24 protein-coding genes are annotated in these 25,706 nt (G+C 67.2%); 17 read left to right on the forward strand and 7 right to left on the reverse strand.

Going from position 1 to position 25,706, the window contains the following annotated elements:
• Positions 1-17: 17 nt before the first annotated feature.
• Together K4043_RS15590 and K4043_RS15595 are read right to left on the reverse strand one after the other, a co-directional pair.
• Positions 18-1,640 carry a carboxylesterase/lipase family protein gene (locus K4043_RS15590; RefSeq protein ID WP_265309868.1) on the reverse strand — a complete coding sequence of 541 codons (1,623 nt, stop codon included), beginning with the start codon at positions 1,638-1,640 and terminating at the stop codon, positions 18-20.
• The gene (locus K4043_RS15595) at positions 1,633-2,625 is read right to left on the reverse strand and encodes an alpha/beta hydrolase (protein WP_265309869.1); all 993 of its coding nucleotides are present in this window, start codon (positions 2,623-2,625) and stop codon (positions 1,633-1,635) included. Before K4043_RS15595 ends, K4043_RS15590 begins: the two co-directional genes overlap by 8 nt.
• Before the next feature lie 156 nt (positions 2,626-2,781).
• On the opposite strand from K4043_RS15595, the gene K4043_RS15600 reads away from it, so the two are divergent.
• The 10 genes from K4043_RS15600 (at position 2,782) to K4043_RS15645 (ending at position 13,342) form a co-directional block, all read left to right on the forward strand.
• On the forward strand, positions 2,782-3,603 hold the full coding sequence (locus K4043_RS15600) for a 2-keto-4-pentenoate hydratase (protein ID WP_265309870.1): 822 nt from the start codon (positions 2,782-2,784) through the stop codon (positions 3,601-3,603).
• A gap of 37 nt (positions 3,604-3,640) precedes the next feature.
• Entirely contained in the window at positions 3,641-4,645 is a 1,005-nt protein-coding gene (locus tag K4043_RS15605; RefSeq protein WP_123730974.1) for a TRAP transporter substrate-binding protein, read from the forward strand.
• A gap of 12 nt (positions 4,646-4,657) precedes the next feature.
• The gene (locus tag K4043_RS15610; protein WP_019184090.1) at positions 4,658-5,188 is read left to right on the forward strand and encodes a TRAP transporter small permease; all 531 of its coding nucleotides are present in this window, start codon (positions 4,658-4,660) and stop codon (positions 5,186-5,188) included.
• 3 nt (positions 5,189-5,191) lie between these two features.
• A complete protein-coding gene (locus K4043_RS15615) occupies positions 5,192-6,475 on the forward strand; it encodes a TRAP transporter large permease (RefSeq protein ID WP_123730975.1) in 1,284 nt (427 codons plus the stop codon).
• Positions 6,448-7,605 carry a pectate lyase gene (gene pelA, locus K4043_RS15620; RefSeq protein WP_265309871.1) on the forward strand — a complete coding sequence of 386 codons (1,158 nt, stop codon included), beginning with the start codon at positions 6,448-6,450 and terminating at the stop codon, positions 7,603-7,605. Before K4043_RS15615 ends, pelA begins: the two co-directional genes overlap by 28 nt.
• Positions 7,606-7,643: 38 nt before the next feature.
• Positions 7,644-9,224, forward strand: coding sequence for a family 43 glycosylhydrolase (locus K4043_RS15625; protein WP_265309872.1), 1,581 nt, complete (start codon positions 7,644-7,646; stop codon positions 9,222-9,224).
• A 43-nt stretch (positions 9,225-9,267) separates the two neighbouring features.
• Entirely contained in the window at positions 9,268-10,326 is a 1,059-nt protein-coding gene (locus K4043_RS15630) for a LacI family DNA-binding transcriptional regulator (RefSeq protein ID WP_123731196.1), read from the forward strand.
• 140 nt (positions 10,327-10,466) lie between these two features.
• Positions 10,467-11,315 carry a 5-dehydro-4-deoxy-D-glucuronate isomerase gene (gene kduI / locus K4043_RS15635; protein WP_265309873.1) on the forward strand — a complete coding sequence of 283 codons (849 nt, stop codon included), beginning with the start codon at positions 10,467-10,469 and terminating at the stop codon, positions 11,313-11,315.
• Between the two features lie 66 nt (positions 11,316-11,381).
• The gene (kduD, locus tag K4043_RS15640) at positions 11,382-12,137 is read left to right on the forward strand and encodes a 2-dehydro-3-deoxy-D-gluconate 5-dehydrogenase KduD (RefSeq protein WP_019184096.1); all 756 of its coding nucleotides are present in this window, start codon (positions 11,382-11,384) and stop codon (positions 12,135-12,137) included.
• A 101-nt stretch (positions 12,138-12,238) separates the two neighbouring features.
• Positions 12,239-13,342: a GDSL-type esterase/lipase family protein gene (locus K4043_RS15645; RefSeq protein ID WP_265309874.1), complete on the forward strand. Its 1,104-nt coding sequence runs from the start codon at positions 12,239-12,241 to the stop codon at positions 13,340-13,342.
• Between the two features lie 112 nt (positions 13,343-13,454).
• Here the strand turns inward: K4043_RS15645 and phhA are convergent, their stop codons facing one another.
• A complete protein-coding gene (phhA, locus tag K4043_RS15650; protein WP_265310026.1) occupies positions 13,455-14,351 on the reverse strand; it encodes a phenylalanine 4-monooxygenase in 897 nt (298 codons plus the stop codon).
• A 127-nt stretch (positions 14,352-14,478) separates the two neighbouring features.
• On the opposite strand from phhA, the gene K4043_RS15655 reads away from it, so the two are divergent.
• Entirely contained in the window at positions 14,479-14,961 is a 483-nt protein-coding gene (locus K4043_RS15655; protein ID WP_123730980.1) for an Lrp/AsnC family transcriptional regulator, read from the forward strand.
• 107 nt (positions 14,962-15,068) lie between these two features.
• Here K4043_RS15655 and K4043_RS15660 read toward each other — a convergent pair whose 3' ends face one another.
• On the reverse strand, positions 15,069-16,067 hold the full coding sequence (locus tag K4043_RS15660) for a patatin-like phospholipase family protein (RefSeq protein WP_265309875.1): 999 nt from the start codon (positions 16,065-16,067) through the stop codon (positions 15,069-15,071).
• Between the two features lie 160 nt (positions 16,068-16,227).
• Here K4043_RS15660 and K4043_RS15665 point away from each other — a divergent pair, with 160 nt between their 5' ends.
• A complete protein-coding gene (locus K4043_RS15665) occupies positions 16,228-18,495 on the forward strand; it encodes a TonB-dependent receptor (RefSeq protein WP_265309876.1) in 2,268 nt (755 codons plus the stop codon).
• A 216-nt stretch (positions 18,496-18,711) separates the two neighbouring features.
• On the opposite strand, the gene K4043_RS15670 is transcribed toward K4043_RS15665, so the two are convergent.
• Positions 18,712-19,560, reverse strand: a complete 849-nt coding sequence (locus tag K4043_RS15670) for a phosphatase PAP2 family protein (RefSeq protein WP_123730982.1) — start codon at positions 19,558-19,560, stop codon at positions 18,712-18,714.
• 255 nt (positions 19,561-19,815) lie between these two features.
• On the opposite strand from K4043_RS15670, the gene K4043_RS15675 reads away from it, so the two are divergent.
• On the forward strand, positions 19,816-20,697 hold the full coding sequence (locus K4043_RS15675; RefSeq protein WP_265309877.1) for a hypothetical protein: 882 nt from the start codon (positions 19,816-19,818) through the stop codon (positions 20,695-20,697).
• 14 nt (positions 20,698-20,711) lie between these two features.
• Positions 20,712-21,917, forward strand: coding sequence for a DUF4785 family protein (locus K4043_RS15680; protein WP_265309878.1), 1,206 nt, complete (start codon positions 20,712-20,714; stop codon positions 21,915-21,917).
• 10 nt (positions 21,918-21,927) lie between these two features.
• On the opposite strand, the gene K4043_RS15685 is transcribed toward K4043_RS15680, so the two are convergent.
• Positions 21,928-22,758 carry an ATP-binding cassette domain-containing protein gene (locus tag K4043_RS15685; RefSeq protein WP_123730985.1) on the reverse strand — a complete coding sequence of 277 codons (831 nt, stop codon included), beginning with the start codon at positions 22,756-22,758 and terminating at the stop codon, positions 21,928-21,930.
• Positions 22,759-22,908: 150 nt separating this feature from the next.
• Between K4043_RS15685 and K4043_RS15690 the strand changes: the two genes are divergently transcribed.
• Together K4043_RS15690 and K4043_RS15695 are read left to right on the forward strand one after the other, a co-directional pair.
• On the forward strand, positions 22,909-24,111 hold the full coding sequence (locus tag K4043_RS15690) for a fatty acid desaturase (RefSeq protein ID WP_123730986.1): 1,203 nt from the start codon (positions 22,909-22,911) through the stop codon (positions 24,109-24,111).
• 3 nt (positions 24,112-24,114) lie between these two features.
• The gene (locus K4043_RS15695; RefSeq protein WP_123730987.1) at positions 24,115-24,492 is read left to right on the forward strand and encodes an EF-hand domain-containing protein; all 378 of its coding nucleotides are present in this window, start codon (positions 24,115-24,117) and stop codon (positions 24,490-24,492) included.
• Positions 24,493-24,542: 50 nt separating this feature from the next.
• On the opposite strand, the gene K4043_RS15700 is transcribed toward K4043_RS15695, so the two are convergent.
• On the reverse strand, positions 24,543-24,716 hold the full coding sequence (locus tag K4043_RS15700; protein WP_265309879.1) for a hypothetical protein: 174 nt from the start codon (positions 24,714-24,716) through the stop codon (positions 24,543-24,545).
• Positions 24,717-24,788: 72 nt separating this feature from the next.
• Between K4043_RS15700 and K4043_RS15705 the strand changes: the two genes are divergently transcribed.
• Positions 24,789-25,673 (forward strand): hypothetical protein, encoded by an 885-nt coding sequence (locus K4043_RS15705; RefSeq protein WP_265309880.1) that lies wholly within the window; start codon positions 24,789-24,791, stop codon positions 25,671-25,673.
• Positions 25,674-25,706: the final 33 nt, after the last annotated feature.

Here is a 25,706-nt window from a genome sequence, read left to right on the forward strand (position 1 = left end):
CCAGGACGTACACCGCATCAGAACGTACCTCGTTGAATGAAGGGGGCCTGCTGATACAGACGACGCTCGCCACCGCGCGGGTCGTCGGCCTGCTGCGGGGTGGTATCGAACAGCATCGTTTCGCGGCGGGCCAGCGAATAGGTCTGCCAGCGTGGCAGTCCGCCATGATTCGGATCGCCATGACGGGCGAAGGCGATCAAGGCCTCGCTCATCGTCGCCGCCACGCGGGTCGCCGCTTCGCCGTCACCGGTGCGTGAGCCGGGGCGATCGGTGGTATCGAACACCAGCGGGATATCCAGCGTGTGGAACGCACCGAACTTGCCGCCGTCCAGCGGCGAGCCCCAATCGAGTTGATAGGCCCAGGTGGGTGCGCCCTGGCGCGCACGCGCCTCCAGTTCCTCCACCGCACCGCGCCATGAGCGACCGGCGGTGGTAGCCGCGAAGAACACCTCCGATGGCGTGTAGTGCGGATACAGGCGGCGGTACTCGGCGATCACCACCGAGGGCAGCAGGTCCACGTACTGTTCTTTCTCCAGCTTGGCCGGCAGCGTCTGCCAGGTGAGGGCGAAGTTGGCCGGGTCGTTGCCGAGGAAGGCGCGGGTTTCATCGCGGGTGTTGCCGATCACCATCGGAATCCCGGCGGACTGCGCGGGCGCCTCCGGCCAGAACGGATGCACCGGCAACGAACGCCCGTCGAGCACCGGCCCGACATACAGGCTGCTGTTCTCCACGCGCGAAGGGTCGCGCGCACGGGTGGCGGCCAGCAGTGCTTCCATCGGCATCGTGCGCAGCGCCTCGGCATCGGCCGCCCCGACCGCCTGCATCGCGATCTGCGCGCGCTGGGTGGCCGCCCGCGGGCCGGCCGCGGTCACCTGCTGCCCGCTCATGGTCCACGCCCGCTGGAACAGGCCACGCGCGGCGGGCATGGCCATCAGCGTGGCGATCTTCGCGCCGCCGCCGGATTGCCCCACCACGGTGATGTTGCCCGCATCGCCACCGAACTCGTGTGCATGCTGGCGGACCCACTGCAGCGCCTGGACCAGATCGAGCTGGCCGACGTTGCCCGAATCGGCGAAACGCGCATCGCCCAGCTGCGCCAGGTACAGATAGCCGAACACATTGAGGCGATGGTTGACCGTGACCACCACCACGTCACCGCGCCGGCACAAGGCACTGCCGTCGTACAGCGGGTCGCTGCCCGAGCCGTTGTTGTAGGCACCGCCATGGATGTAGAACACGATCGGGCGCTTGCCGCCATCGCGCAGTGCCGAGGTCCACACATTGAGGTAGAGGCAGTCTTCGCTGCCCGGCCCTTCGCTGCCGCCCTGCGGTGCGGCATTGCCGTACGCCAGTGCATCACGCACGCCGCGCCAGGCCGATTCGTGCGCGGCCGGCTGGAAGCGCCGGGGCGCGGTATCGGCGCCGTAGGGAAGGCCGCGGAACACGTGGATGCCCTGCTCCAGCTGCCCGCGCACGCGGCCACTGCGCACGCGCGCCAGCGGCGCGGCATCGTGACGCGGGCCGGGCACGCCGGCGAAGGCGGGCAGCAGCGGCAGGCTGGTCGCACCGAGCATCAGCGCATAGCGCGCGCTGTCGCGCAGGAAACGGCGCCGCTGCAGATCGCCGGGGGAATCAGTCATGGCGCGCAGGCTCCGTGTGGCGCGAAGAAGTCCAGCGCAGCGCCAGCTCGGGCCACTGCGCGACGGTCAGACCGGCCGGGATGCGCACGCCGAAGCCGTGGCCGCCGAACGGGAACAGATGCATTTCGGTGGTGACACCGGCGCGCAGCAGCGCCTGGTAATACACCAGGCTGTTGTGCACCGGGACCACGTTGTCGTCCTGCGCATGCACCAGGAAGGTCGGTGGCGCATCGGCGCGGACCTGATCCTGCATGGAAAACTGCTGCTGCAGCGCCGCATCCGGACGCGGTCCGAGCAGGCGCTCGCGCGAGCCGCTATGCGCATGCGTACCCATGTCGATCACCGGGTAGATCAGCAGTGCGACACCCGGCCGTGCGCTGAGCGCATCGATCGCGTCGCGGTGCGGATACACCGGTGCATCGAAGCCGTTGCTCAACCGCGCGGCGACATGCCCGCCGGCCGAGAAGCCCATCACCCCGATGCGCTGCGGATCAATCTGCCATCGCGCGGCATCGGCGCGGATCACCCGCATCGCGCGCTGCGCATCGGCCAGGGCGGCCTGGCGATCGCTGCGGCCTGCCGGCAGCCGGTAGCGCAGTACGAACAGGGTCACCCCGCCCTCATCGACGAACGCCGGCACCAGCGCGGTGCCCTCCTTGTCGAGCACGATGCGCTGATAGCCGCCGCCGGGTACTACCAGCAGGGCGCTCCCGTTCGGGCGCGTCGGACGGTACACCACCAGATAGGGCGCACTGACGTTGTCGATGTAGCGGTCCGGCAGGGCTGGATCAGGGCTGCGCTCGATCACGTTGGGAGCGGTGCCCTGGCCGGCTTCGCCGGGCACCTGGCCCTCCGGCCACAGTGCGATGCGGTCGGGCGCACCGGGCAGCGGCTCGGTATCCGGAACGGCGCGGTCGGCGGCATGGGCCACGCTGCAGGCCAGCAATGCGAGGGTCAACAGGGGCATCAACACGGTGCGGGGCATCCGCATAGGATCCTTCCAGGCTGGGTGGGAACGGCCATCGTGCCCGACCGGCAGCACTTCTGATGCGCTGCACATTGCCAATGACACCGGTTTACCATATACAGCTCATCCAGCCACTGTCGATTGGCAGTGCAACAATTTTTCCGGGAGACCCGCTTGAGCAACGAACACGGCAAACAGGACCTGCCAGACCAGGGTTTGGGCGAGATCGCCCGCCACTTCGTCAGCGCCCGCCAACAAGGCCAATCCCTGCCGGACTTCCCGGGAAACATCCCGGAAGATCTCGTTACCGCCTACCAGGTACAGGACCAGGCCATCGCGCTGTGGGATGACCAGGTGGTGGGCTGGAAGGTCGGCTACATCGCTGCCGAGCGCCGCGATGTCTCCGGCGACGACCGTCTGCTGGGGCCGATCTTCTCGCGTCAGCTCTGGAATGCTACCGGTGGAACAGTAGAGATTCCGGTGTTTGTCGGCGGGTTCGGCGCGGTCGAGGCCGAGTACGTGATCCAGCTGCAGGAAGACGCCCCGGCCGACAAGCTGCACTGGACCCCGGAAGAAGCCGAGGCGCTGGCCGCCAAGCTTTTCATCGGCGTTGAAGTGGCCAGCAGCCCGTTGGCAACGATCAACAAGCTCGGCCCGCGCGTGGTGGTGTCGGACTTCGGCAACAACAACGGCCTGGTGCTCGGCCCGGAAATCCCGGACTGGACGCGCCTGGATGACGCCGACCTGCGCGCGGAAACCCGCATCGAAGGCCAGGTGGTCGGCACCGGTGGCGCGACCCTGCTGCCCGGTGGCCTGCGCACCGCCTATGCGTTCGCCCTGGGCCGCTCGGCGCAGCGTGGCCGCCCGTTGAAGGCCGGCGATCTGATCGCCAGTGGCAATGCGACCGGCATCCATGACATCGCCGTGGGCCAGCAAGCATTGATCCGTTTCGTCGGTTACGGCGACATTACCTGCAAGGCCATCGCCGCCGGTTGACCGCGCGGACATGGCGAACACGCTTGGGAGGGCGCAGATGTTCACTCGTAGAAATTTCCTGGCCACCAGTCTGGGCGCGCTTGCCGCGCCCGCGCTGACGGCCTGTTCGCGGTCATCCAACGCCGCACCGGCAGGCGCGCAGCTGTTGACCGCCACCGACGTCCACGTCGCCGATTACCCCACCGTGACCGCGGTGAAGTGGATCGGGCAGACCCTGGAAGAGAAGACCGGCGGCCGGCTGCGCCTGCGCCAGTACCACTCCGGCCAGCTCGGCCGCGAGTCCGAAGCGATCGACATGGCCCGCTTCGGCGCCATCGATATCACCCGCGTCTACTCCGGCGCGCTCAACAACGCGTTTCCGCTGACCCAGGGCCTGTGCCTGCCGTATGTGTTCGAGTCGGTGGCGCACATGCGCCGCGCGCTCGATGGCGGCGTCGCCGATACGGTCCTGCAGGGCTTTGAAACGCGCGATCTGGTCGGCCTGGCCATCTACGATTCCGGCGCGCGCTGCTTCTACAACACCAAGCACCCGATCGTGGAGCCCAAGGACCTGCACGGCCTCAAGCTGCGCGTGGCCTCCTCGGACATCTTCATCCAGCTGATGCGCCTGCTCGGCGCCAACCCGACCCCGATGTCGCTGGGTGACACCTTCTCTGGCATGGAAACGCACATGATCGACGGTGCGGAAAACAACATGCGCAGCTTCCACTCCAGCCGTCATTTCGAGGCCGCGCACTACTGGTCGCAAAGCGATCACTCCTACGCGCCGGACGTGCTGCTGATGTCGCGCCAGAGCTTCGATGCGCTGAGTCCGGCCGACCGCACCCTGGTGATCGAGACCGCGCGTGAATCGGTGCAGGTGATGCGCGAGCAGTGGGATGCCTCGGAAAACACCGCCCGCCAGGCCGTGGCCGACTTCGGCATCAAATTCAACGAGGTCGACATGCCGGCCTTCCGCAAGGCCGCCGATCCGCTCCTGCAGCGTTACCTGCAGCAGCCGGAGCTGGCCGCCCTCACCCGTCGCATCCGCGACTTCGCCTGAGGCCCCGACGCGATGTCCGACTCGACTTCCGAAACCGTCATCACCCCCACCGCGCCGCAGCGCCTGCTCAACGTCATCGCCGATGTGGCGATCTACATTGCCGTCATCGCCCTGCTGGGCCTGGTGGTGGTGCAGGGCTGGCAGGTGTTCGCCCGCTATGTGATCAATGATTCGCCCAGCTGGACCGAGCCGGTCACGCTGCTGCTGCTGGCCACGGCGATGAGCCTGGGTGCGGCCACCGGTGTGCATACCCGCCGCCACTTTGGCTTCTTCCTGCTGGCCGCGCACATGGGCCCGGGCCTGCGCCGCGCCGTCGATGTGTTCGCCGCGCTGGTGGTGGCCGTGCTGGGCGTGGTCATCGCCTGGTGGGCGGCCGTGCTGCTGATGGACGGCCTGGATATCAAGGCCGCCGGCGCCAACCTGCCGCAGAGCATCAACTACCTGCCCCTGTCGATCGGTGGCGCCTTGATGGCGATCTTCGCCGTGAACCAGATGGCGCTGGCTGTAAGGCCGGCCGATGCCGTTGCCGAGGGAGATCGCTGAGTCATGGGTATTACCATTCTTTTCACCGTGTTCGCGGTGCTGTTGCTGCTCGGTGTGCCGGTTGCGTTCGCGCTGGCCGCCGCCGCCCTGGCCACGCTGTGGTACCTGGATCTGCCGACGCTGGTGCTGGTCCAGCAGATTTCCGCCGGTACCGGCTCGGCTTCACTGATCGCCATTCCCTTGTTCATCTTCGCCGGCGAAATCATGATGCGCGGCGGCATCTCCGAGCGTCTGATCTCGCTCGCCTCGTCGCTGGTCGGTCGCATGCGCGGTGGCCTGGGCCAGGTCTCGATCCTGTCCTCCCTGTTCTTCGGCGGTGTGTCCGGTTCGGCCATCGCCGACGTCTCGGCGGTCGGTGGCACGATGATCCCGCAGATGGTCAAGCGCGGTTACGACCGTGACTTCGCGGTCAACGTCAGCATCACCGCCGCGCTGGTCGCGCTGCTGGTGCCGCCGTCGCACAACCTGATCCTGTTCTCGGCCGCGGCCGGTGGTGGGCTGTCGATCGCCGATCTGTTCGCGGCCGGTATCGTGCCGGCGCTGCTGATGACCGTCGTCCTGATGATCACCGGTTATCTCGTGGCACGCCGCCGCGGTTACGGCGTGGAGATTTTCCCGGGCTGGCGTGCGGTGCTGCTGCGCCTGGTCTCGGCGCTGCCTGGCCTGGGCCTGGTCGCGCTGATCTTCATCGGTATCCGTGCCGGCATCTTCACCGCGGTGGAGAGCGCGGCGATCGCCGTGGTCTACGCGCTGCTGGTGACCACCGTGCTGTACCGCCAGCTCGATTGGCGCGAGTTCCTCGGCACGGTCACCCATGCCGCGCGCAGCACCGGCGTGATCCTGTTCGTGATCGCCACGGCGGCCGTGTTCGGCTGGCTGCTGGCGTATCTGGAAGTGCCGTCGGCTGCGGTCAACTTCCTGCAGTCGTTCGCGCACAGCCAGTTCATGGTGCTGTTGATGATCGTGATCATGCTGTTGCTGCTGGGCACCTTCATGGACCTGGCGCCGATGATCCTGATCTGTACGCCGATCTTCCTGCCGGTGGCCAAGGCCTACGGCATCGATCCGATCCACTTCGGCCTGGTGTTGGTGCTGACCGGTGGCCTGGGCCTGGTGACGCCGCCGGTGGGCTCGGTGCTGTTCATCGGTACCGCGATCGGCAAGATCAGCGTCGGTGAGAGCATGCGCTCGATCTGGCCGTTCTGGTTCGCCGCGCTGGGCGTGCTGTTGATCGTCACCTTCTTCCCGGAAATGTCGCTGTGGCTGCCCGCCCTGCTGCGCGCGTAAGCGTGCGGCGGTTGGCGGCCCTGCTGTGGATCGCCCTGCCCTGCGCCGTCATGGCGCAGGGCCAGGACATCCCGCTGCGCGGCTTCCAGGACGGCATCAACCATTGGCAGAGCGGGCACGGCACGGACTACCCGCGCTATGCCCCCGATCAGTACCGGCAGATCGCCGACAACCTGGTCGCACTGCAACGCCATGGCGGTGGCTGGGCGGTCAACCAGGATCCGCAGCGGATCCTCGACGATGCCGCCAGGGCACAGGTGCTGGCCGACCAGGCCACCCCCGGCGGCAGCTTCGACAACCGCAACATCTACACCCAGGTCAGCTACCTGGCCGACGCCTTCGCGCGCAGCGGCGATGCCCGCTACCGCGACGCGGCCGTGCGTGGCCTGGACTTCATCCTCGCCGAGCAGATCTCCCGCTGTGGCGGCTGGCCGCACTCGGTGCCCTCGCGCACCTCGTACCACGGCCACATCACGTTCGCTGACGACGTCACCAGCGGCGTGCTGACCACGCTGCGGCGCATCCAGCGCGAACCGGCGTTCGGGTTCATCACTGCCGATCAACGTGCCCGTGTGGACGCCGCCGTCGCTGCCGGCGATGCCTGCCTGCTGCGCCTGCAGGTGCGCCAGGACGGCGTGCCGACGATCTGGGCCGGGCAGTACGACCGCACCACCCTGCTGCCCGCGCAGGGACGAAAATTCGAACTGCCGGCGCTGGTCACCGACGAGAGTGTCGGCGTGGTCCGCTACCTGATGTCGATCCCGGATCCCGCGCCGGAGGTGGTCGCCTCGGTCAACGCCGCGATGGCGTGGTTCCAGGCTCACGCGTTGACCGGGTGGCGGCTGGAAACCTTCGAGACGACCCCGGAACAGTTCGCGTTCCACCGCACCACGGTCGATCGCCGCCTGGTCGCTGATGCAGGCGCGCCGCTGCTCTGGGGCCGCTTCCACGACCTGCGCGACAGTTCGGTGCTGCTGGCCAACCGTGAGGGAGAGCGCGTGGCCACGTTCAACGACATCCCGCGCGAGCGCCGCACCGGCTATCACTGGTACGGCACCTGGCCGCAGGCCCTGATCACCACCGAGTACCCACGCTGGCAACAGCGTCTTGCCGGGACCGGGGCGCGTTGAGCGCGGCCGGCCCACGATACGTTCAAGGGAGAAAGACGATGCACCTGAGGAAGACCCTGGCGAGCTTCGCCACCGCCTGCCTGCTGCTGGCCGGCACCGGCCACGCCGCCGAGCCGGCCACCCACTGGACGCGCGGGATCGAGAACCAGCGCCAGGCCGATCTGGGCAATGGCACCTTCCTCAACCCGGTGTTCGCCGGTGATCGCCCTGACCCGTCGGTGCTCAAGGATGGGCAGGACTACTACCTCACCCTGTCTTCGTTCGATGCCTACCCCGGCCTGCCGATCTGGCACTCGCGCGATCTGGTCAACTGGCAGCCGCTGGGCCACGCGATCACCAAGAACGTGGGTGCGATCTGGGCGCCGGACATCGTCAAGCACGGCAGCCGCTATTACATCTATTTTCCGGCCCGCACCGGCGAGACCCGCAGCAACTTCGTGGTCTGGGCCGACAGCATAAAGGGCCCGTGGAGCGAGCCGATCGACATCGGTCTGGGCGGCTACATCGACCCGGGTCATGCGGTGGGCGAAGACGGCAAGCGCTATCTGTTCCTCAGCGGCGGCGACTACGTGCAGCTGGCCGATGACGGCCTGAGCGTGGTCGGCACGCCCAAGCACGTCTACGACGGCTGGAAGTACCCGGAAAGCTGGGATGTGGAGGCCTATGCGCAGGAAGGCCCGAAGATCAACTTCCGCGATGGCTGGTACTACATGACCACTGCTGTGGGTGGCACCGCCGGCCCGCCGACCGGGCACATGGTGATCACCGCGCGCTCGCGCTCGATCCACGGCCCGTGGGTGAACGCCCCGAACAACCCGATCATGCGCACCCAGTCGGCCGCCGAGCCGTGGTGGTCGCGCGGCCATGCCACGGTCATTGAAGGCACCGACGGGCGCTGGTGGATGATGTATCACGGCTACGAGAACGGGTACTGGACGCTGGGCCGCCAGGCGCTGCTGGAGCCGATCGAATGGACCGCCGATGGCTGGTTCGTGGCCAAGGGAGGCGACCTCGGCCAGCCGCTCGCCAAGCCGTCGGGGACCTCGGTCGGCCAGCACGGCATGGCCTTGTCCGACGATTTCCGCGGCAGCACGCTCGGTGCGCAGTGGTCGTTCTTCAACCCGGCCCAGGACGAGTACAAGCGCCTGCAGTTCACCGGCAAGGGCCTGGTGCTGCAGGGCAAGGGCGAAACCCCGCGCGACAGCTCGCCGCTGACCGCCATTGCCGGCGACAAGGCTTACCAGTTCGAGGTCGAGATGGAGATCGCGCCCGGCGCGGTCGGCGGTGCCCTGCTCTTCTACAGCGACCGCCTGTACGTGGGCGTGGGCAGCAACGGCGATAAGTTCATCATGCACCGCTACGGCGAGGAGCGCCCCACCCGGCTGGCCCCCAGTGCCACCGGTGGCAAGCTGTGGCTGCGGGTCACCAACAACCGCCATATCGTCACCATCCACTCCAGCACCGATGGCAAAACCTGGCAGAAGTACCCGGTTCAGATGGAAGTCTCCGGCTACCATCACAATGTGGCGGGCAAGTTCCTGGCCCTGAAGCCGGCGATCTATGCTGCCGGCGACGGCAAGGTCCAGTTCCGGAACTTCCGCTACCGCGCCCTCGATTGAGCTCCCCGCTAGAATCCCCTGACTCATCCCCGGTTTGAACGACATGTCATTGCGCAGCAAAACCGATCCGTCGCCGCACGGATTGACCAAAGGCAAGGCCGCCACGATCAACGACATCGCGCGTCTGTCCGGGGTATCGAAGAAGACCGTCTCGCGCATCATCAACAACTCGCCGCTGGTGCGTAAGGACACGCGCGAGAAGGTTGAAGCACTGATGCGCGAGGTCGGTTACACGCCGGACCCGCTGGCCCGCGGGCTGGCGTTCCGGCGCTCGTTCCTGATCGGCATGGTCTACGACAACCCGACCGCGCAGTACATCGTGGACATGCAGTACGGCGCGCTGGATGCGCTGCGCGGCTCCAGCTTCGAGCTGGTCGTGCACCCCTGCGATTCGCGCAGCCCCGGCTACATCGATGGCGTGCGCCGCTTCGTGCAGCAGCAGAAGCTGCACGGCGTGATCCTGGTGCCACGTGCCTCCGAAGACCAGGCGCTGGTGGACATGCTCGATGAGATCGGCTGCCGCTTCACCCGGATCGCCTCGCTGCCGCTGGACGAAACCTCGCAGATGGTGGTCACCCACGACCGCGACGGTGCCGCCGAGGCGGCCGATTACCTGCTCTCGCTGGGCCACCGCGATATCGCCCTGGTCACCGGCCCGAGTGCCTACCGCTCGGCGCACGAACGCACCGCCGGCTTCATCGATGCCCTCGCCAAGCGAGGCATCGAGCTGCCGCCGGCACGCATCGTGGAGGCCGGGTACACCTTTGAATCCGGTGTGGCCGCGGCCGAGAAACTGCTGCTGGGCAAGCAGCGCCCGACCGCCATCTTCACCGGCAACGATGAAATGGCCGCCGGTATCTACAAGGTCGCGCTGCGCGCGGGCATCAACATCCCGCGCCAGCTCTCGATCATCGGCTACGACGACAGCCCGCTGGCCTCGCGCCTGTGGCCGTCGCTGACCTCGGTGCGTCGCCACACCCGCGACACCGGCCGCACTGCTGCGGCCATGCTGATCCAGCCCGATGGTCAGGCCGTGATGCAGCACGCCAGCGTGCGCCCGCACCTGATCGTGCGCGACTCCTGCCAGCCGCCCGAGGATTGATATCTGCGGGAGATTCTGCCCGCCGGGGCCCGCCCCGACCTATCGTGCGCTGCAAAATGACACCGGTTTACCAACTGGCTACAATCACCTGAAATCGTGCCGGGGCCGACGCATCGCCCCACCCCTGCTCTGGAGACGCCATGTACTGCAAGACCCATTACGCCACCCATCCCGACGCCATCAAGGGCGCCAGCAATGACGACCTGCGCGATCTGTACCTGCTCGACGGTCTGTTCAATGCCGATGCGGTGACCCTGAAGTACACCCACTACGAGCGCTTCGTGCTCGGCGGTGCGGCCCCGGTCAACGGCCCGGTCTCGCTGCCCAAGCAGACCGAACCGGCCTCGGCCGCCGGCCATGCCTTCCTGGAACGCCGCGAACTGGGCGTGATCAACGTCGGCGCCGGCAGCGGCACCGTCACGGTCGATGGCACCGTGTTCAAGCTCGGGCCCAAGGATGGCCTGTACGTGGCCATGGGCAGCGAAGACGTGGTGTTCGCCTCCGATGACGCCGCCAACCCGGCGCAGTTCTACCTCGCCTCGACCCCGGCGCATGCGCGCTTCGAGACCAAGGCGCTGTCGATCAAGGACGCCGTGGCCCTGGACCGTGGCGCGCTGGAAACCAGCAACGAGCGCACCATCTACCAGTACATCGTGCCGGCCACCTGCCAGTCCTCGCAGCTGCTGCTGGGCCTGACCGTGCTCAAGCCGGGCAGCGTGTGGAACACCATGCCGCCGCACCTGCACGACCGCCGCAGCGAAGTCTATTTCTACTTCGATCTGGGCCAGAACGACCGCGTGTACCACTTCATGGGCGAGCCCGAGGCGCAGCGCCACATCGTCATCCAGAACAACGAAGCCGTCGTGTCGCCGCCGTGGTCCATCCACATGGGCGCCGGCACCAGCAACTACGCCTTCATCTGGGCGATGGGCGGCGAGAACCTGGATTACACCGACATGCACGTGCTGGACATCTGCCAGCTCAAGTGACCCCGACGCGCCGCCGGCATCGCGCCGGCGGCGTCTGTTACGCATTGGACAAGGACTACATACGCAATGGCTAATCCGTTCAGTCTGGAAGGCAAGGTCGCCCTCGTCACCGGTGGCAACACCGGCCTGGGCCAGGGCATCGCGGTCGCATTGGCGCAGGCCGGTGCCGACGTCGCCGTGGCCGGCATCGCGCCGCCCACCGAGACCATCGCCAAGATCACCGCGCTGGGCCGCCGCTGCCTGGCGATCGAAGCGAACCTGATCAGCATCGAGCCGGTCGAGCGCGTCATCCGCGAAACCATCGAAGGCCTGGGCGGCCTGGATATCCTGGTCAACAACGCCGGCCTGATCCGCCGCGCCGATGCCGTGGAGTTCAGCGAGCAGGACTGGGACGACGTGATGAACGTCAACATCAAGTCCGCGTTCTTCATCTCGCAGGCCGCCGGCAAGCATTTCATCGCCCAGGGCCGCGGCAAGATCATCAACATCGCTTCGATGCTGTCCTTCCAGGGCGGTATCCGCGTGCCGTCGTACACGGCCAGCAAGAGCGGCATCGCCGGCATCACCCGCCTGCTCGCCAACGAATGGGCCAGCAAGGGCATCAACGTCAACGCGATCGCCCCGGGCTACATGGCGACCGACAACACCGCCGCGCTGCGCGCCGATGAGGACCGCAACAAGTCCATCCTCGATCGCATCCCGGCTGCACGCTGGGGCACCCCGGAAGATCTCGGCGGCACCGCCGTGTTCCTGGCCTCCAGCGCCTCGGACTACGTCAACGGCGCGGTCCTGCCGGTTGATGGCGGCTGGCTCGCCCGGTAACACCATCGCTACGCGCTGGCGTGCCCACGATCTGCGCTGCAGATCGTGGGCTCCGGTAGTGCCGGCCGCTGGCCGGCAGCTCTCCACCCAGGAGCATGACCATGCTGCGTTTGCTGCTGTCCCTGTCGCTGCTGCTCGCGGCCCCCAGCGCGCTGTGCGCCCCGCACCGCATCTTCATTGCCGGGGATTCCACCGCCGCCGAGTACGGCCCGGAGCGCGCGCCACAGGCCGGCTGGGGCCAGGCCCTGCAGAGCTATCTCGATCCCGCTGTGTGGGAGGTCCGCAACCACGCCAAGGGCGGCCGCAGCACGCGCAGCTTCATCGATGAGAAGCGCCTGGATGCGATCGCCGCCGAGCTCCAGCGCGGGGACGTGCTGCTGATCCAGTTTGGTCACAACGACGCCAAGTTCGAAGACCCCACCCGCTATACCGATCCCGCCACGGCGTACCCGCAGTTCCTGATGCGCTACGTGCAGCTGGCCCGCGACAAGGGCGCCACGCCGGTGCTGATCACCCCGGTGGCGCGGCTGCTGTATGACTTCGGTTCGCTGCTGGATACGCACGGTGTGTACACCCAGGCGGTGAAAGCGCTGGCCACGCGCGAGCAGGTCGCGCTGATTGATCTCAACGACAGTTCCACGCGCTGGATCCGCGGGCTGGGCGAACAGGGCGCCAAGCCGTATTTCATGTTCGTGCCCGAGCAGAACAAGGCCGATGGCACGCACTTCAGCGTGGCCGGTGCGACGGCGGTGGCGTGCCTGGTGATGCGCGACTGGGTGGCGTTGCAGCCCGGACTCACGTCGGCGCTGAAGCGCGATATCGACTGCGAGGTGCGCAGTGCAGGGCAGGGCGGCGACGCCGCCAGGCCCTCGCGCGTGGTGCACGAGCGCGACATCGCGGTGACCCAGCCCGGCCCGCATGGTGGAGCGGGGCCGACCACGGCGTATCCGTTTTTCGGCGAAGACACCGACCTGCCGTTCGTGCTTCGCAAGCGCGTGCTGCACAAGGGGGCCGGCATCGGCCTGCACCCCCAGCACAAAGACGAGATCTACTACATCGTCAGCGGGCAGGGCAGCTACGTGCTGGATGGGAAGCAGTACGACGTGGCGGCGGGGGATGCGCTGCTGACGCGAACGGGCAGTTCGCATGCGCTGCAGCAGGTGGGGGAGATGGATCTGGTCGTGCTGCTGGCGTATCCGCGATGAAAGGCAGCAGCGCATGACCCGGCTCCACCCATTGCCAACCTTCAAAAGCTCCCGAGACTTTTGAAGGATAGGTGTCTAAACTTCAACAGCCCCGGTGAATTGCGTCACGACGTTACACGTCGCCGCCGTCTTCCCAGCCTTCGCCCGTGCCCTTCTGGAACACGCGGTCACCGTCCTGCACGTCACCGGCCGGCAGAGGGTCCTTCGCCTCCAGCCCGGCATAGATCGGGGTGAAGTCCGGCGCGGTCGCCTCCATCAACTGCTCGAAGCTGTCGATGACGAAGTAGGTTTTCTGGAAGGTGTCGATGCGGTAGCGGGTGCGCATGATCCGCTCCAGATCGAAGCCGATCCGGTTCGGCGCCGCCGACTCCAGCGAGTACAGCGATTCGCCTTTGGAGGAGACGATGCCGGCACCGTAGATGCGCAGGCCTTCATCGGTGTTGATCAGGCCGAACTCCACTGTGTACCAGTACAGGCGGGTCAGGTGCTGCAGCGCTTCCGGGCCGATCGCATGCGCCTTGACGCCGCCGCGGCCGTAGGCGGCCATGTAGTCGGCGAACACCGGGTTCATGAGCAATGGCACGTGCCCGAACAGGTCATGGAACATGTCCGGTTCGGCGATGTAGTCGATCTGGTCCGGGCGGCGGATCCACCACGTCACCGGGAAGCGCCGGTTGGCCAGGTGATCAAAGAAATCCAGTTCCGGGAGCAGGCCTTCCACCCCGACCAGGGTCCAGCCGGTCGCGGCGCCCAGCACCTCGTTGAGCTGGTCGAAGCGCGGGATCATGTGCGCGCTCATGCCCATCTCGTCCTGCGCGTCCAGGAACTCCTTGCTGGCCCGGCCTTCCAGCAGCGCGCGCTGGCGCTGGTACAGCGTGCTCCAGGTGGCGTGGTCGTCGGCGCTGTAGCTGTCCCAGGGCTGTTCCACGATGGCGGTGGTATAGACCGGCACGTATCCCTTGTCGGTCTGCTGGTGTTCGACGCGGCGGGGGGCGGTGGCGGTTTCCATCGTGGTGGTCTCCTGGGAAGTCATCCGTCGATGCTAGGGCAGGGCGCGCGCAAGAGGTTTGCAAAGTTGCGCGGATACGGCCTTCTGGCGCAAGATCATTGCGTCCACCTCATGTTGCGGGGCAGCAATGACCGGAATTGCCCAGTTCGACCGCACGGATCTGCGCTTGTTGGCCGAAATCCAGCAACACGGCCGTGCGACCAACGCCGAATTGGCTGCACGGGTGAATCTGTCCCCGTCGGCCTGCCTGCGGCGCGTGCAGCGGCTGGAAAGCGAGGGCGTGATCGCCGGGTATGGCGCCCGCCTGGAGCCGCGCCAGATCGGCCTGGGCCTGCAGGCCTTCGTCCGGGTGCAGCTGGAGAAGCATGACCAGCACGCCATCGGCGTGTTCGCCGACAGCGTGCTGATCTGGGATGAGGTGGTGGCCTGCCATGCGCTCACCGGCGACATGGATTATCTGCTGCACATCTACGTGCGCGACCTGGAGCATTTCTCCAGCTTCCTGCTCGACAAGCTGCTCAATGCCGCCGGCGTGGCCGACGTCAATTCCAGCTTCGTGCTGCGCACGGTGAAGGACTTCCGCGCGCTGCCGCTGTCGCAGCTGGAATGACGCGGATCGCATTCGCGATCGCGCGGTAGAGCCGACCGTTGGTCGGCTTCGTGGAGACCAGAGCCAGGAGCAGCCGACCAACGGTCGGCTCTACCGGTGGCGGGGCTTCAGCCCTCGCACTTTTCCTTGCGCCCCATCAGCCGGCCCACGCGCGAAGGCTCATCGCACTTGGGCGTGGGCGGCGGCGGGGCCAGCGCGGCGGCACGCGCCTTCTGCAGCTGCTGGACCTTGGCGCGGATCTGCGGCATCGCCGCCATCGCGGCCTTCTCGCCTTCCAGGATCGCGTTGTTGCGCTGGCCGAAATCGGCGGCGCCGATGTCCAGCACCTTCGGCCGGATGATCACGTCCGCGCGCGCCAGTTCCTGCTCGCCCAGGCGCTGGCCCATGATCGAGATCGACTGGTTGACGATGCCGAGCATGCCGGTCGGTGCCTTGCCGCTGGCCTTGCTGGAGATGTCCACGGCGATCACGATGTCCGCGCCGAGCTGGCGCGCCGCATCCACCGGCACCGGGCTGACCACGCCGCCGTCGATGTAGTTGTACTTGCCGATCTTCACCGGCTCGAACACACCGGGGATGCTGCTGGAGGCGCGCACCGCCTGGCCGACATTGCCGCGCACGAACACGGTGCGCTCGCCGGTCTCCAGCTGGGTGGCGACCGCAGCGAACGGCTTGCTCAGCTTCTCGGCCGGGCGGTTGTCGACCTGTGCGTTGACGTAATCCTGCAGCTTCTGGCCCTGCACCAGACCGCCGGAGAACAGCCGCACGTCGCGGATGCTGGCTTCATCCAGGGCTACCGCCTTGGACTGCATCTGGAACGCGTCCATGCCGCTGGCATACAGCGCGCCGACCACACTGCCGGCACTGGTGCCGGACACCACCACCGGCTCGAAGCCGTTGGCCTCCAGCATCTTGATCACACCGATATGGGCGAAGCCCTTGGCCGCGCCGCCGCCGAGCGCGATGCCGATCTTGACCGGCTTGGCCGGGGTCACCGGGATCGCCGCCGGCGGCGGGGTCGGGCGCACGGGATCACCGCCGCAGCCGGCCAGCAGGCCGAGCAGGGCAACGGACAGCGTCAGGCGGGTACGGCGCAGTGAAGTCATCGGCGTGGCAACTGAATGGGCATCGAGGGCCGCCAGCATACCGAAGCGGGGGCAGGCCGGCAGGCGTAATGAATAGCGGTTGTTTGCGGCTCTGTTGCTGTACTGCAACAATTGTCTGGTAGCGCCGGTCCACCACCCCTCCCAACACAGCCTAAACGCCATGTTCCCGAACCGCACTGCCCACGGCCGTTTCCCGTCCGTGCACCCGCTCGTTGTCGCCCTCGCCGCCCTGCTGCCATTGACGGCCGCAGCCCAGGACGCCCCCGCCACCAAGGATCCGGTGGCCCTCGATACGCTGCAGGTCACGGCGCAACGCCGCGTCGAAAACGCCAAGGACGTGCCGGTGTCGATCTCGGCCATCCAGGGTGAGAAGCTCGACGTGCTCGGTTCGGCTGGCGATGACATCCGCTTCCTGTCGGCGCGTGTGCCGAGCCTGAACATTGAATCGTCCTACGGTCGTGCCTTCCCGCGTTTCTACATCCGCGGCCTGGGCAACACCGATTTCGACCTCAATGCCTCGCAGCCGGTCTCGCTGGTGTATGACGATGTGGTGCAGGAAAGCCCGCTGCTGAAGGGCTTCCCGCTGTTCGACCTGGCCGGTGTGGAAGTGCTGCGTGGCCCGCAGGGCACGCTGTTCGGCCGCAACACCCCAGCGGGCGTGGTGAAGTTCGATTCGGCGCGTCCCTCGCAGGATGCCGACGGTTACATCAAGGTCGCCTACGGCAGCTACAACACCTGGAACACGCAGGGCGCCTACGGCGGCCCGCTGACCGACCGCTGGTCGGCACGCGTCTCCGCGCTGTACCAGCGCCGCGACGACTGGGTCACCAACACCCGCCAGGGCGCCCCGGCGCAGGGCTTCGAGGGGTATGACGAAGCCGCCGCCCGCGTGCAGTTCCTGTACGAAGGCGATGACGTCGAAGCGCTGTTCAACCTGCACAAGCGCAAGCTCAACGGCACCGCGCGCCTGTTCCGCGCCAACATCCTCAAGCCGGGCACCAACCAGCTGGTCGAGAACTTCGACCGCGATGAAGTCTCCACCGATGGCCAGAACTTCTCCGACCTGGAAACCTGGGGCGGCAGCGCGCGCCTGAAGTGGGATCTGGGCCGCGTGACGCTGCACTCGATCACCGGTTACGAGACCGCCGAATCGCTGAACCATGGCGACATCGACGGCGGTTACGGTGCCAGCTTCCTGGGTGCCGGCAACTACGGCCCGGGCAACATCCCGTTCGCCTCTGAATCGGCCGATGGCCTGCCGCACCACCGCCAGTGGACCCAGGAATTCCGCGTGGAATCCAATGAGTGGGGCCGCTTCGACTGGCAGGCCGGCGTGTTCTACTTCGATGAAGACGTCACCATCGACAGCTTCAACTACGACTCGCTGACCCCGGGCAATCCGCAGACCGGTCACGCCGTGCAGCAGCAGCGCAACAAGGCGTGGGCCGCGTTCGCCTCCGGCGATTTCGACGTGACCGAGCGCTTCAAGCTGCGCGGTGGCGTGCGCTACACGCAGGACAAGAAGGACTTCAGCGCCAGCGTGCTGCAGGCCGTGCCGTTCGGCACCCCGGTCAGCGGCCCGTACATCGCCAAGACCGACGTCAACGACGTCAGCTGGGACCTGAGCGGCGTCTACCAGATCACCGACAACCTCAACGCGTATGCCCGCGTGGCCAAGGGCTTCCGCGCGCCGTCGATCCAGGGCCGCCTGGCCTTCGGCGGCGTCTCGCAGGCGGATTCGGAGAAGGTGATCTCCTACGAGGCCGGCATCAAGGCCGACCTGTTTGACCGCCGCGCACGCCTGGGCTTCAACGTGTTCCGTTACAACGTCGACGGCCAGCAGCTGATCGCCGTGGGCGGCAGCAACAACACCGCGACCCTGCTCAATGCCGACAAGACCCTTGGCCAAGGTGCCGAGCTCGACTTCGAAGCCTACCTGACCGACCACGTCCTGCTGACCCTGGGCAGCAGTTACAACGACACCGAGATCAAGGACAAGGATCTGGCAGTGGCGATCTGTGGCGGCGGCTGCACCATCACCGACCCGACCACGGTCATCGATGGCGGCACCTACGCGCTGGTCAACGGCAACCCGCTGCCGCAGGCGCCGAAGTGGATCCACAACCTGACGTTGCGCGCCGGCTTCCCGGTCAACGATGCCAGCGAGTTCTACGTCTACACCGACTGGGCCTACCGCAGCGAAGTGAACTTCTTCCTGTACGAGTCGCCGGAGTTCCGCAGCCGCTCCTCGCTGGAAGGGGGCCTGCGCCTGGGCTACAACTGGGATTACGGCCAGTACGACGTCGCGGTGTACGGCCGCAACCTGACCGACCAGGTCCGCGTGGTCGGCGCGATCGACTTCAACAACCTGACCGGCTTCCTCAACGAGCCGCGCACGTTCGGTCTGGAGTTCACCGCGAAGTTCTGATGCACGTCATGCGGTAAGTGCCCACCGTGGGTGGGTATCTTGGAAAACGAAAACGGCGCGGAGAAATCCGCGCCGTTTTCCGTTCAAGTCATCCAACGTTGCCGCTGCAGGGTAGTGCCGGCCGCTGGCCGGCTCTGCACCGTCCTGATCGAGATCGCGGAGAGCCGGCCAGCGGCCGGCACTACCAGCAACGCAACTCCACCGACACGCGCTGTCTTACAACGCGCTCGCCGGCCGCACCTTCAACACCGCTTCTTCAGCCGCACAATCCCGTGCCGAATGCAGACCCGCCCTGCGCGCCGCCGCGATTTCCTTGCGCGCCGCCAGCAGGTCGCTGTTGAACGCGGCGTTGTCATGCAGGCGTGCCACGGCGGCCGCACCCATGAAACGGCCTTCCAGGATGTCGCTCTGCCAATGCACGTTGCAGACCAGGCGGCTCTCGCCGTAGTTGCGGCCGCGTGCCTGGATCGCATCGGCGCGGTCCGGGGCGATCTCCGAGAGGATCAGGGCCCAGGCCCAACCGATCGAGGTGTGGCCGGACGGATATGAGCCGTTGCCGCGCAGGTCCTGCTCGTCTTCCGGCGAACAAGTGGGCTCACCATTGACCATGAACGGCCGCGCGCGCTGATAGTGCTTCTTCGCCGTGCGGGTGGCCGCGCTGGCATCGATCCGGCTGCGTTCGAGCAGGCGGTACAGGGCTGGCGTCTTCACCGCATCCACCTCGACATCGATCGCGCACGAGAACTGGTTGGCGCCGGCCGGGAAGGCGAGTTCGGCGTCGCGGTGGGCCTGCTCGAAGCGGGGGCTGCCGCGCAGGGCACGGGCTTCACGGCTGACCTGTTCGTCCAGCGCGACGCCGGCCGAGCCGGCGGCCGGCGGCGCCGGTACCAGTGCCAGGCTGTCCGGCACGGCCGTGCTCTGCAGGTAGCCGACCGCCTTGGTGGTGACCGAGGCTTCCACCGCCGTGGTGCGCGGTGCGGTCGTTGACGAACAGCCGGCGAGGGCGGCGAGCAGGGCGGTCACCAGCATCGGGCGAACGGCAGCGGAGCGCAGGAACGACGACATCGGCAGGTCTCGAAGAGGGGAGCCGCATGATCGCAGCTTCCTCCGGCAACGACAGCGGCCGCTCGTCATCCGGCCAGATCCGGCATGGCCGTGCCCCGGATGACGGAAACCCGCGACTGGTTCACGGATTTCGTGGGTCGCACGACATAGCGTCATCGTAGGCGCCATCGTTCGTCATATCTCCATGGATAGATGGACCCCATGGCAACGCGGCAGCGCCGGTCATCAGGGGGATCACCTGCAAGGAGACAGCGGATGCGAAGCAACGCGGGAAGGTGGGGTGGTGGTCTCGCCCTGGGTCTGATGCTGGCGTGCGCGAGTGTGCACGCGGCCGATGTAGTGGGGGTGGCGTTCGTGCATGGCACCGGCAAACAGACCGATGCGCGCGCGGACTACTGGCAGCCGGGCATCATCGATACGGTGCGCCAGGGCTTGCCCAACAGCAGCAACTACACCGTCATCAACTGCGATTTCGAGCAGTACATGTGGAAGCCCGAAGCCGCCGGCTGTCTGGCGGGGCAGCTGACCAGCTTCATCAACACCCGTGGCATCACCAAGCTGGTGGTTATCACCCATTCCAACGGCGGCAACGTGGTGCGCTGGATCCTCTCCAACCCCACCTATGACAGCCGCTATCCGAAGATCATCCAGACGGTCAGCAAGGTCACCGCACTGGCACCGTCCTCGGCCGGCACGCCGCTGGCCGATGCGGTGCTCAACGGCAACGTGTTCGAAACCTCGGTGGGCTGGCTGCTGGGCTACAAGAGCGACGCCGTACGCCAGCAGCAGGTGGGCCACATGGCCACCTACAACGCGCAGAACCTGTACGGCACGGCCGGCCGGCCTGCATTGCCCAGGCCGTTCCGCGCGGTGGTCGGCTCGGATGTGGAATCGGCGGTGTGGGACAGCAACAGCTACTGCGGTGGCTATACGCAGAACGTGGGCCTGGAGTTCACCCAGAACTGGTTGAACAGCTGCTCGGACGGCTTCCTGGAGTGCAGCAGCCAGAAGGCCGCCGGCACCACCTGGTTCACCGACACGCAGCGCACCCAGGGCGCCGAGCCGCTCAGCCACAACCAGAGCCGACGCGAGTGCTTCGGCCTGGGCACGATCCTGCGCAACGACCTGACCCTGTGAGGAGCCCCCCGATGATGCGAAAGACGACGATCGCGGTGGCCCTGCTCGCCGCCCTGGCAGCCCTGCCACTGCAGGCGGCACAGCCGCTGCTGGCCGCCCGCGCCAGCGACCAGGTGCCACGCGCGGTGGAGCGTGCGCGCTTGCCGGCCGGGCCGGTGGAGCAGGCGCCGTTGAGCTTTGCCTGGGCGCTGGATCCGACCCAGGCGCTGACCCTTGCGCCGGCCTTCATGGCCAGCAGCCGCAGCTACTGGGAGATGGTGGACGGACCGGCACTGCAGCAGGGCCTGGTGTTGCCGCTGACCGCACCCGACGCGGTGATCCAGCTCAGTCCGGTGCAGGGCGCGCGTGCGCTGGATACCACCCAATGGCAGGTGCGTGACCCGGCCGGCGCGCTGGCGGTGGCCAAGGGGGTCGATGACCAGCAACTGCGCGCGGCCGGCATGGCGGTTGGCCCGGGCACGGCCATGGTCCGCACGGGCACCACGTCGGCGGTGGGAAATTACCGCCTGCAGAGCACACAGGCCCAGGGCCGCTATGTGGTGCAGGTGCTCGAACCCAACAGCCCGATCGCGCTGCAGCTGCAGGCGAGCAGCGAACGGGTGTTGGCCGGTGGCGCGCTCACGCTGAGCGCGCGCCTGGTCAACGACGGCGGCGCTACAGCGGCGCAGCTTGGCCGTGCCAGCGCGCGGCCGCTGCCGGCCATGGGCGAGGCCCTGCTGGTCGCGCCCGATGGCCGCAGCTGGCCGGTGCCGCTGGTCGCTGGCAAAGACGGTCTGCGTGCACAGGTGACCGTGCCGCAGGACATCGGCACGGCGCAGGGGCTGTGGGAACTGCAGGCCTTCGTCAGTGCCGACGGGGTGCAACGCGATGCCAAGGTGGCGTTCGCGGTGGCGCAGCCGACGGCACGCTTCCAAGGCCAGGTCGAGGCAGATGCCGGCCGCCGCGAGATACGCCTGCCGTTGCAGATCGGTGCGCCCGGCCGCTACGAGGCGCGCGGCACGCTGTATGCCACCGGCCCCGACGGGACGCTGCGGCCAGTAGCGCAGGCACACAGTGCGGCGTGGTTCGCGACGGCAGGGGCGGGTGAGCTGCGCCTGCCGTTCGCCAGCGTGGCGCTGCCGCGTGGCTATGCCGCTCCGTTCGAAGTGCGTGACCTGCAGTTGCAGGACCAGAGCCGGATGGCACCGATCGAATCACGTGCGGTGGCGGTGCGGTTCTAGGCTGCGTGACCTAACCCGCGAACGCGCTCAACCGGCCGGCCTGATCCACCACGTGGATCGGGCCGCCGAACAGCTCGGACAACGGTGCATCGCGCAGCAGCTCCGCACGCGGGCCATCGGCGAGGATCTTGCCGCCGCGCAGCATCACTACCCGCTCGATCTCGGGAATGATCTCCTCGATGTGGTGGGTCACCAGCACCAGGGTGATGCCCTGGCGGGCGAGCTCGCGCATGGTGGCGATCAGCTGCTCGCGGGCGATCAGGTCCAGCCCGGTGGAGGGTTCATCCAGCAGCAGGGCCTGCGGCCGGTTCACCAGCGCCCGGGCGATCAGCACGCGCCGGGTTTCGCCGGCCGAGAGTTCGGCATAGCCGCGCTGCAGCAGGGGCAGGGCACCGGTCATCGCCAGGGTTTCACGCGCGCGTTCGCGCATCTCCGGGCTCACCTCGCGGAAGGCCGGCACCACGAAGCTGGCGAAGAAGCCGGTCAGCACGGCCTCTTCCACGGTCAGCCCGGGCATGTCCGAGAGGTTGCTGCTCAGGTCCCCGGTGACGATGCCCAGCTGCGAACGCAGCCGGTCCACCTGCCAGCGGTTCTGGCCGAGCACGCGCACCGCCACCGTGCCATCACCGTGCGCCAGGGGGTACAGCTCGCGGGTGATCAGCTTGATGAAGGACGACTTGCCGCAGCCATTGGGGCCGAGCAGGGCGGTGTGCTGGCCCTGTTCGATGCGCAGGCTGAGATCGTGCAGGACCCGGACCTGGCCGCGGATGACGCAGGCGCGGTCGAGCTCGATCAGGGGGACGGGGGAGGCCGGCACCGCCGGCGAGGCTGCGACTGTCATGAATGCGGGGGCATGCTCACGAAGGTAAGGGGAGAACTGAATGACTGCGCAAAAATGGCATCGAAGGGATGAAGTTTGCAACGTCTGGCCCCATCATGTCTGGAGGTATCCCTGTTTCCTTGACGGCCGACTGCGGCCCGGAGTCCTGCGATGTTCGATACGCTCCTCAACTTCCTGACCGGCGGTGTCGTCGGCCTCGGCTGGTGGGGCATGGGCCTGGTGCTGCTGGTGTTCACCCAGCTGACCATCTTCGCCGTGACCCTGTATCTGCACCGCAGCCAGGCGCACCGGGGGGTGGATTTCCACCCGGTGATCGCGCATTTCTTCCGGTTCTGGACCTGGCTGACCACCTCCATGATCACCAAGGAGTGGGTGGCGATCCATCGCAAGCACCACGCCAAGGTGGAAACCGATGAAGACCCGCACAGCCCGGTGACCAAGGGCATCGGCATGGTGTTCTGGCGGGGCGTGGAGCTGTACCGCGAGGCCCGCGCGATGCGCGCGGATATCGAGCAGTACGGCCGCGGCGCTCCGGATGACTGGATCGAGCGCCACCTGTACACCCCGCACGCCAATCTCGGCCCGGTCGCGCTGCTGGTCATCAACAGCGTGCTGTTCGGCCTGCCCGGCGTGGCCCTGTGGGCCATCCAGATGGCCTGGATCCCGTTCTGGGCGGCCGGCGTCATCAATGGCCTGGGCCACTGGTGGGGCTACCGCAACTTCGAATCGGCCGACACCTCCACCAATCTGACGCCGTGGGCGTTCTGGGTGGGCGGTGAAGAGCTGCACAACAACCACCATGCCTTCCCGAGCTCGGCGCGCTTCTCCATGCGCCGCTGGGAGTTCGATATCGGCTGGGCGGTGATCCGCGGCCTGCAGGCGGTGCGTCTGGCCAAGGTGCTGCGCGTGGCGCCGAGCATGGACGTGCGCCCGAACATTGCCGTGCCGGATGCGGAAACCCTCAAGGCCCTGCTGTCGCACCGGTTCCAGGCGATGACCGACTACCAGCGCAACGTATTCGTGCCGGCCCTGCGCGAAGAGGCCGCGATGGCGGGCGCCAAACTGCGCAAGCTGCTGCCGCGCCGCATGCGCCGCGGCCTGGTCAACGACGGCCGCTGGCTCAAGCCGGATTGCCGCGCCCAGCTCAGCACGTGGGTCGAACAGCGCCCGCGGATCCGCGTGCTGGTGGAACACCGCGCCCGTCTGGCGGCCCTGCTGGAAGCGCGCGGCAATGACGCCGCCGAGCGCTTGAAGCTGCTGCAGGCCTGGTGCCACGAAGCCGAAGCCAGTGGCATCGCCGCGCTGCAGAACTACGCCGCGCGCCTGAAGGGCTACGCACTGACGGCGCACTGATCGATGCGCTTCCCGATCGGGAACGTCTCCGCGAAACGCCGCCTTGTGCGGCGTTTTGCGTGTCTGGGCCTGGCCGTTGGCGTGCTGGGCGCGACGGCACAGGCCCAGGTCACTGATACCGGCAGCTACCTGCAGCGCATGGACACCGACGGCGACGGCCGGGTCAGCGTGGAGGAGTACGTGCAGTGGCTGCTGTACGCCTTCGATCGCATGGACCGCAACGGCGATGGGGTGCTCAGCGCCGATGAGCTGCCCGGTGGCAAAGGCCCGCCGATCACGCGGGAGCAGCAGCGGCAGACGCTGATCCAGCGGTTCCACAAGCAGGATGCCAATCGCGACGGCTATTTGAGTGCGCGCGAGCTGGCTGCGCCGCCGCGGTAACGGCTGCCACGCGTGTGAATTTGCCATGCGCGTGCGCCTGCAGCAGATGCTCAATTTTCAAGGCGTGCTGCCGCTGATATAAGATCGCCCGCCGGCGAACATGCCGGTACGCGCACGACTGCCTGAAAACAGGCAGAAGACAGGATGATCCCGGCGCGCCGGTCGATCAGCGTGTTCTGCAGGCTCGGCATGTTGACTGCGATGGATCGCAGCAGGAAAAACATGGACGTGGTTGCCGGGCCGTTGCACCGATGGGCGTCCACGGGTATCGCCAAGGACGACCCAGGAACGACACCATGAAAACCCAGTACACCCTCCTCACCGCGATGCTGCTCGGCGGCATCGTCATCAGCATGCAGACCATGGCCAGCGAGCCGGTATCCGTCGATCCCCCCGAGCTTGCCGTGGACGACAGCGAACTTCCCTCCGATGCGATTGCCGTGGCCGCTGATGCAAGCGCCACAGACGATGCCGCTGTCGCCCCTGCAGCACCGGCATGGGAGCATCTGATCCCCATCACCGCGCAGCTGCAGACCGACTCCAGCGGCCAACCCATCGGCGCCAAGTCCCTGCGCCTGGTGCAGCGCTCCACCACGGCCAAGGTGGCCGGCGCGCAGGTCGCGCTGTCGCTGCTGTCTGGCAGGATCGCCGGCAGCTCCTTCGGCAAAGGACAGTTGAAAGGCACCCGCATCGACAGTGTCGTGCATCCCGCGTTCGGAACAATGCAGGCGCAGGTGCGCACCCGCCTGGACGACTACTTCAAGGCGCATCCCGGCGCTGTGCCCCGCGAGGAGAAGACGGTGCAGGCCACGCTGGGCGACTTCATCCTGGTCTACCAGGAACTGGATGATTCGCAGACCCTGTATGAACTGCGTCAATCGCTGAGCCTGGGCTTCCCGTACCGGCGCAAGCTGCCCACCATGCGCCTTACCGGCGGCGAAGGTGCCCAGTGCAACATTGCCGAGCCGGTCGCCGCCCCGCTGGAGGCCTGGCAGGCTGATGACTACGCAATGGTGAAGCAGACCGTCCAACGCTATGCCGACGATTGCCTGGTCCAGTTTGTCGCCACACTGCCCACGTTGTTCCCGGACAAGCACCCGGTGACGGTGGACGCGCCGACGGATATCGCTGTACCGGCTGAAGCTGGCAACGCCGCGGCGCAGGAAGGCGCGCAGGCCTGAAGGGAAGCGCACCGTGTTGCGGTGGGTCGTAGT

The sequence above is a fragment of the Stenotrophomonas sp. SRS1 genome (assembly GCF_026130205.1).
In the GTDB taxonomy this organism is placed as follows: domain Bacteria; phylum Pseudomonadota; class Gammaproteobacteria; order Xanthomonadales; family Xanthomonadaceae; genus Stenotrophomonas; species Stenotrophomonas rhizophila_B.

Excerpts from the sequence above, each read along its gene's own strand:
- K4043_RS15590 (WP_265309868.1), bottom strand. The coding sequence starts at position 1,640 with ATGACTGATTCCCCCGGCGATCTGCAGCGGCGCCGTTTCCTGCGCGAC.
- K4043_RS15595 (WP_265309869.1), bottom strand. The coding sequence starts at position 2,625 with ATGCCCCGCACCGTGTTGATGCCCCTGTTGACCCTCGCATTGCTGGCC.
- K4043_RS15605 (WP_123730974.1), top strand. The coding sequence starts at position 3,641 with ATGTTCACTCGTAGAAATTTCCTGGCCACCAGTCTGGGCGCGCTTGCC.
- K4043_RS15610 (WP_019184090.1), top strand. The coding sequence starts at position 4,658 with ATGTCCGACTCGACTTCCGAAACCGTCATCACCCCCACCGCGCCGCAG.
- K4043_RS15615 (WP_123730975.1), top strand. The coding sequence starts at position 5,192 with ATGGGTATTACCATTCTTTTCACCGTGTTCGCGGTGCTGTTGCTGCTC.
- K4043_RS15625 (WP_265309872.1), top strand. The coding sequence starts at position 7,644 with ATGCACCTGAGGAAGACCCTGGCGAGCTTCGCCACCGCCTGCCTGCTG.
- K4043_RS15630 (WP_123731196.1), top strand. The coding sequence starts at position 9,268 with ATGTCATTGCGCAGCAAAACCGATCCGTCGCCGCACGGATTGACCAAA.
- kduI (WP_265309873.1), top strand. The coding sequence starts at position 10,467 with ATGTACTGCAAGACCCATTACGCCACCCATCCCGACGCCATCAAGGGC.
- kduD (WP_019184096.1), top strand. The coding sequence starts at position 11,382 with ATGGCTAATCCGTTCAGTCTGGAAGGCAAGGTCGCCCTCGTCACCGGT.
- K4043_RS15645 (WP_265309874.1), top strand. The coding sequence starts at position 12,239 with ATGCTGCGTTTGCTGCTGTCCCTGTCGCTGCTGCTCGCGGCCCCCAGC.
- phhA (WP_265310026.1), bottom strand. The coding sequence starts at position 14,351 with ATGGAAACCGCCACCGCCCCCCGCCGCGTCGAACACCAGCAGACCGAC.
- K4043_RS15655 (WP_123730980.1), top strand. The coding sequence starts at position 14,479 with ATGACCGGAATTGCCCAGTTCGACCGCACGGATCTGCGCTTGTTGGCC.
- K4043_RS15660 (WP_265309875.1), bottom strand. The coding sequence starts at position 16,067 with ATGACTTCACTGCGCCGTACCCGCCTGACGCTGTCCGTTGCCCTGCTC.
- K4043_RS15665 (WP_265309876.1), top strand. The coding sequence starts at position 16,228 with ATGTTCCCGAACCGCACTGCCCACGGCCGTTTCCCGTCCGTGCACCCG.
- K4043_RS15670 (WP_123730982.1), bottom strand. The coding sequence starts at position 19,560 with ATGTCGTCGTTCCTGCGCTCCGCTGCCGTTCGCCCGATGCTGGTGACC.
- K4043_RS15675 (WP_265309877.1), top strand. The coding sequence starts at position 19,816 with ATGCGAAGCAACGCGGGAAGGTGGGGTGGTGGTCTCGCCCTGGGTCTG.
- K4043_RS15680 (WP_265309878.1), top strand. The coding sequence starts at position 20,712 with ATGCGAAAGACGACGATCGCGGTGGCCCTGCTCGCCGCCCTGGCAGCC.
- K4043_RS15685 (WP_123730985.1), bottom strand. The coding sequence starts at position 22,758 with ATGACAGTCGCAGCCTCGCCGGCGGTGCCGGCCTCCCCCGTCCCCCTG.
- K4043_RS15690 (WP_123730986.1), top strand. The coding sequence starts at position 22,909 with ATGTTCGATACGCTCCTCAACTTCCTGACCGGCGGTGTCGTCGGCCTC.
- K4043_RS15695 (WP_123730987.1), top strand. The coding sequence starts at position 24,115 with ATGCGCTTCCCGATCGGGAACGTCTCCGCGAAACGCCGCCTTGTGCGG.
- K4043_RS15700 (WP_265309879.1), bottom strand. The coding sequence starts at position 24,716 with ATGTTTTTCCTGCTGCGATCCATCGCAGTCAACATGCCGAGCCTGCAG.
- K4043_RS15705 (WP_265309880.1), top strand. The coding sequence starts at position 24,789 with ATGAAAACCCAGTACACCCTCCTCACCGCGATGCTGCTCGGCGGCATC.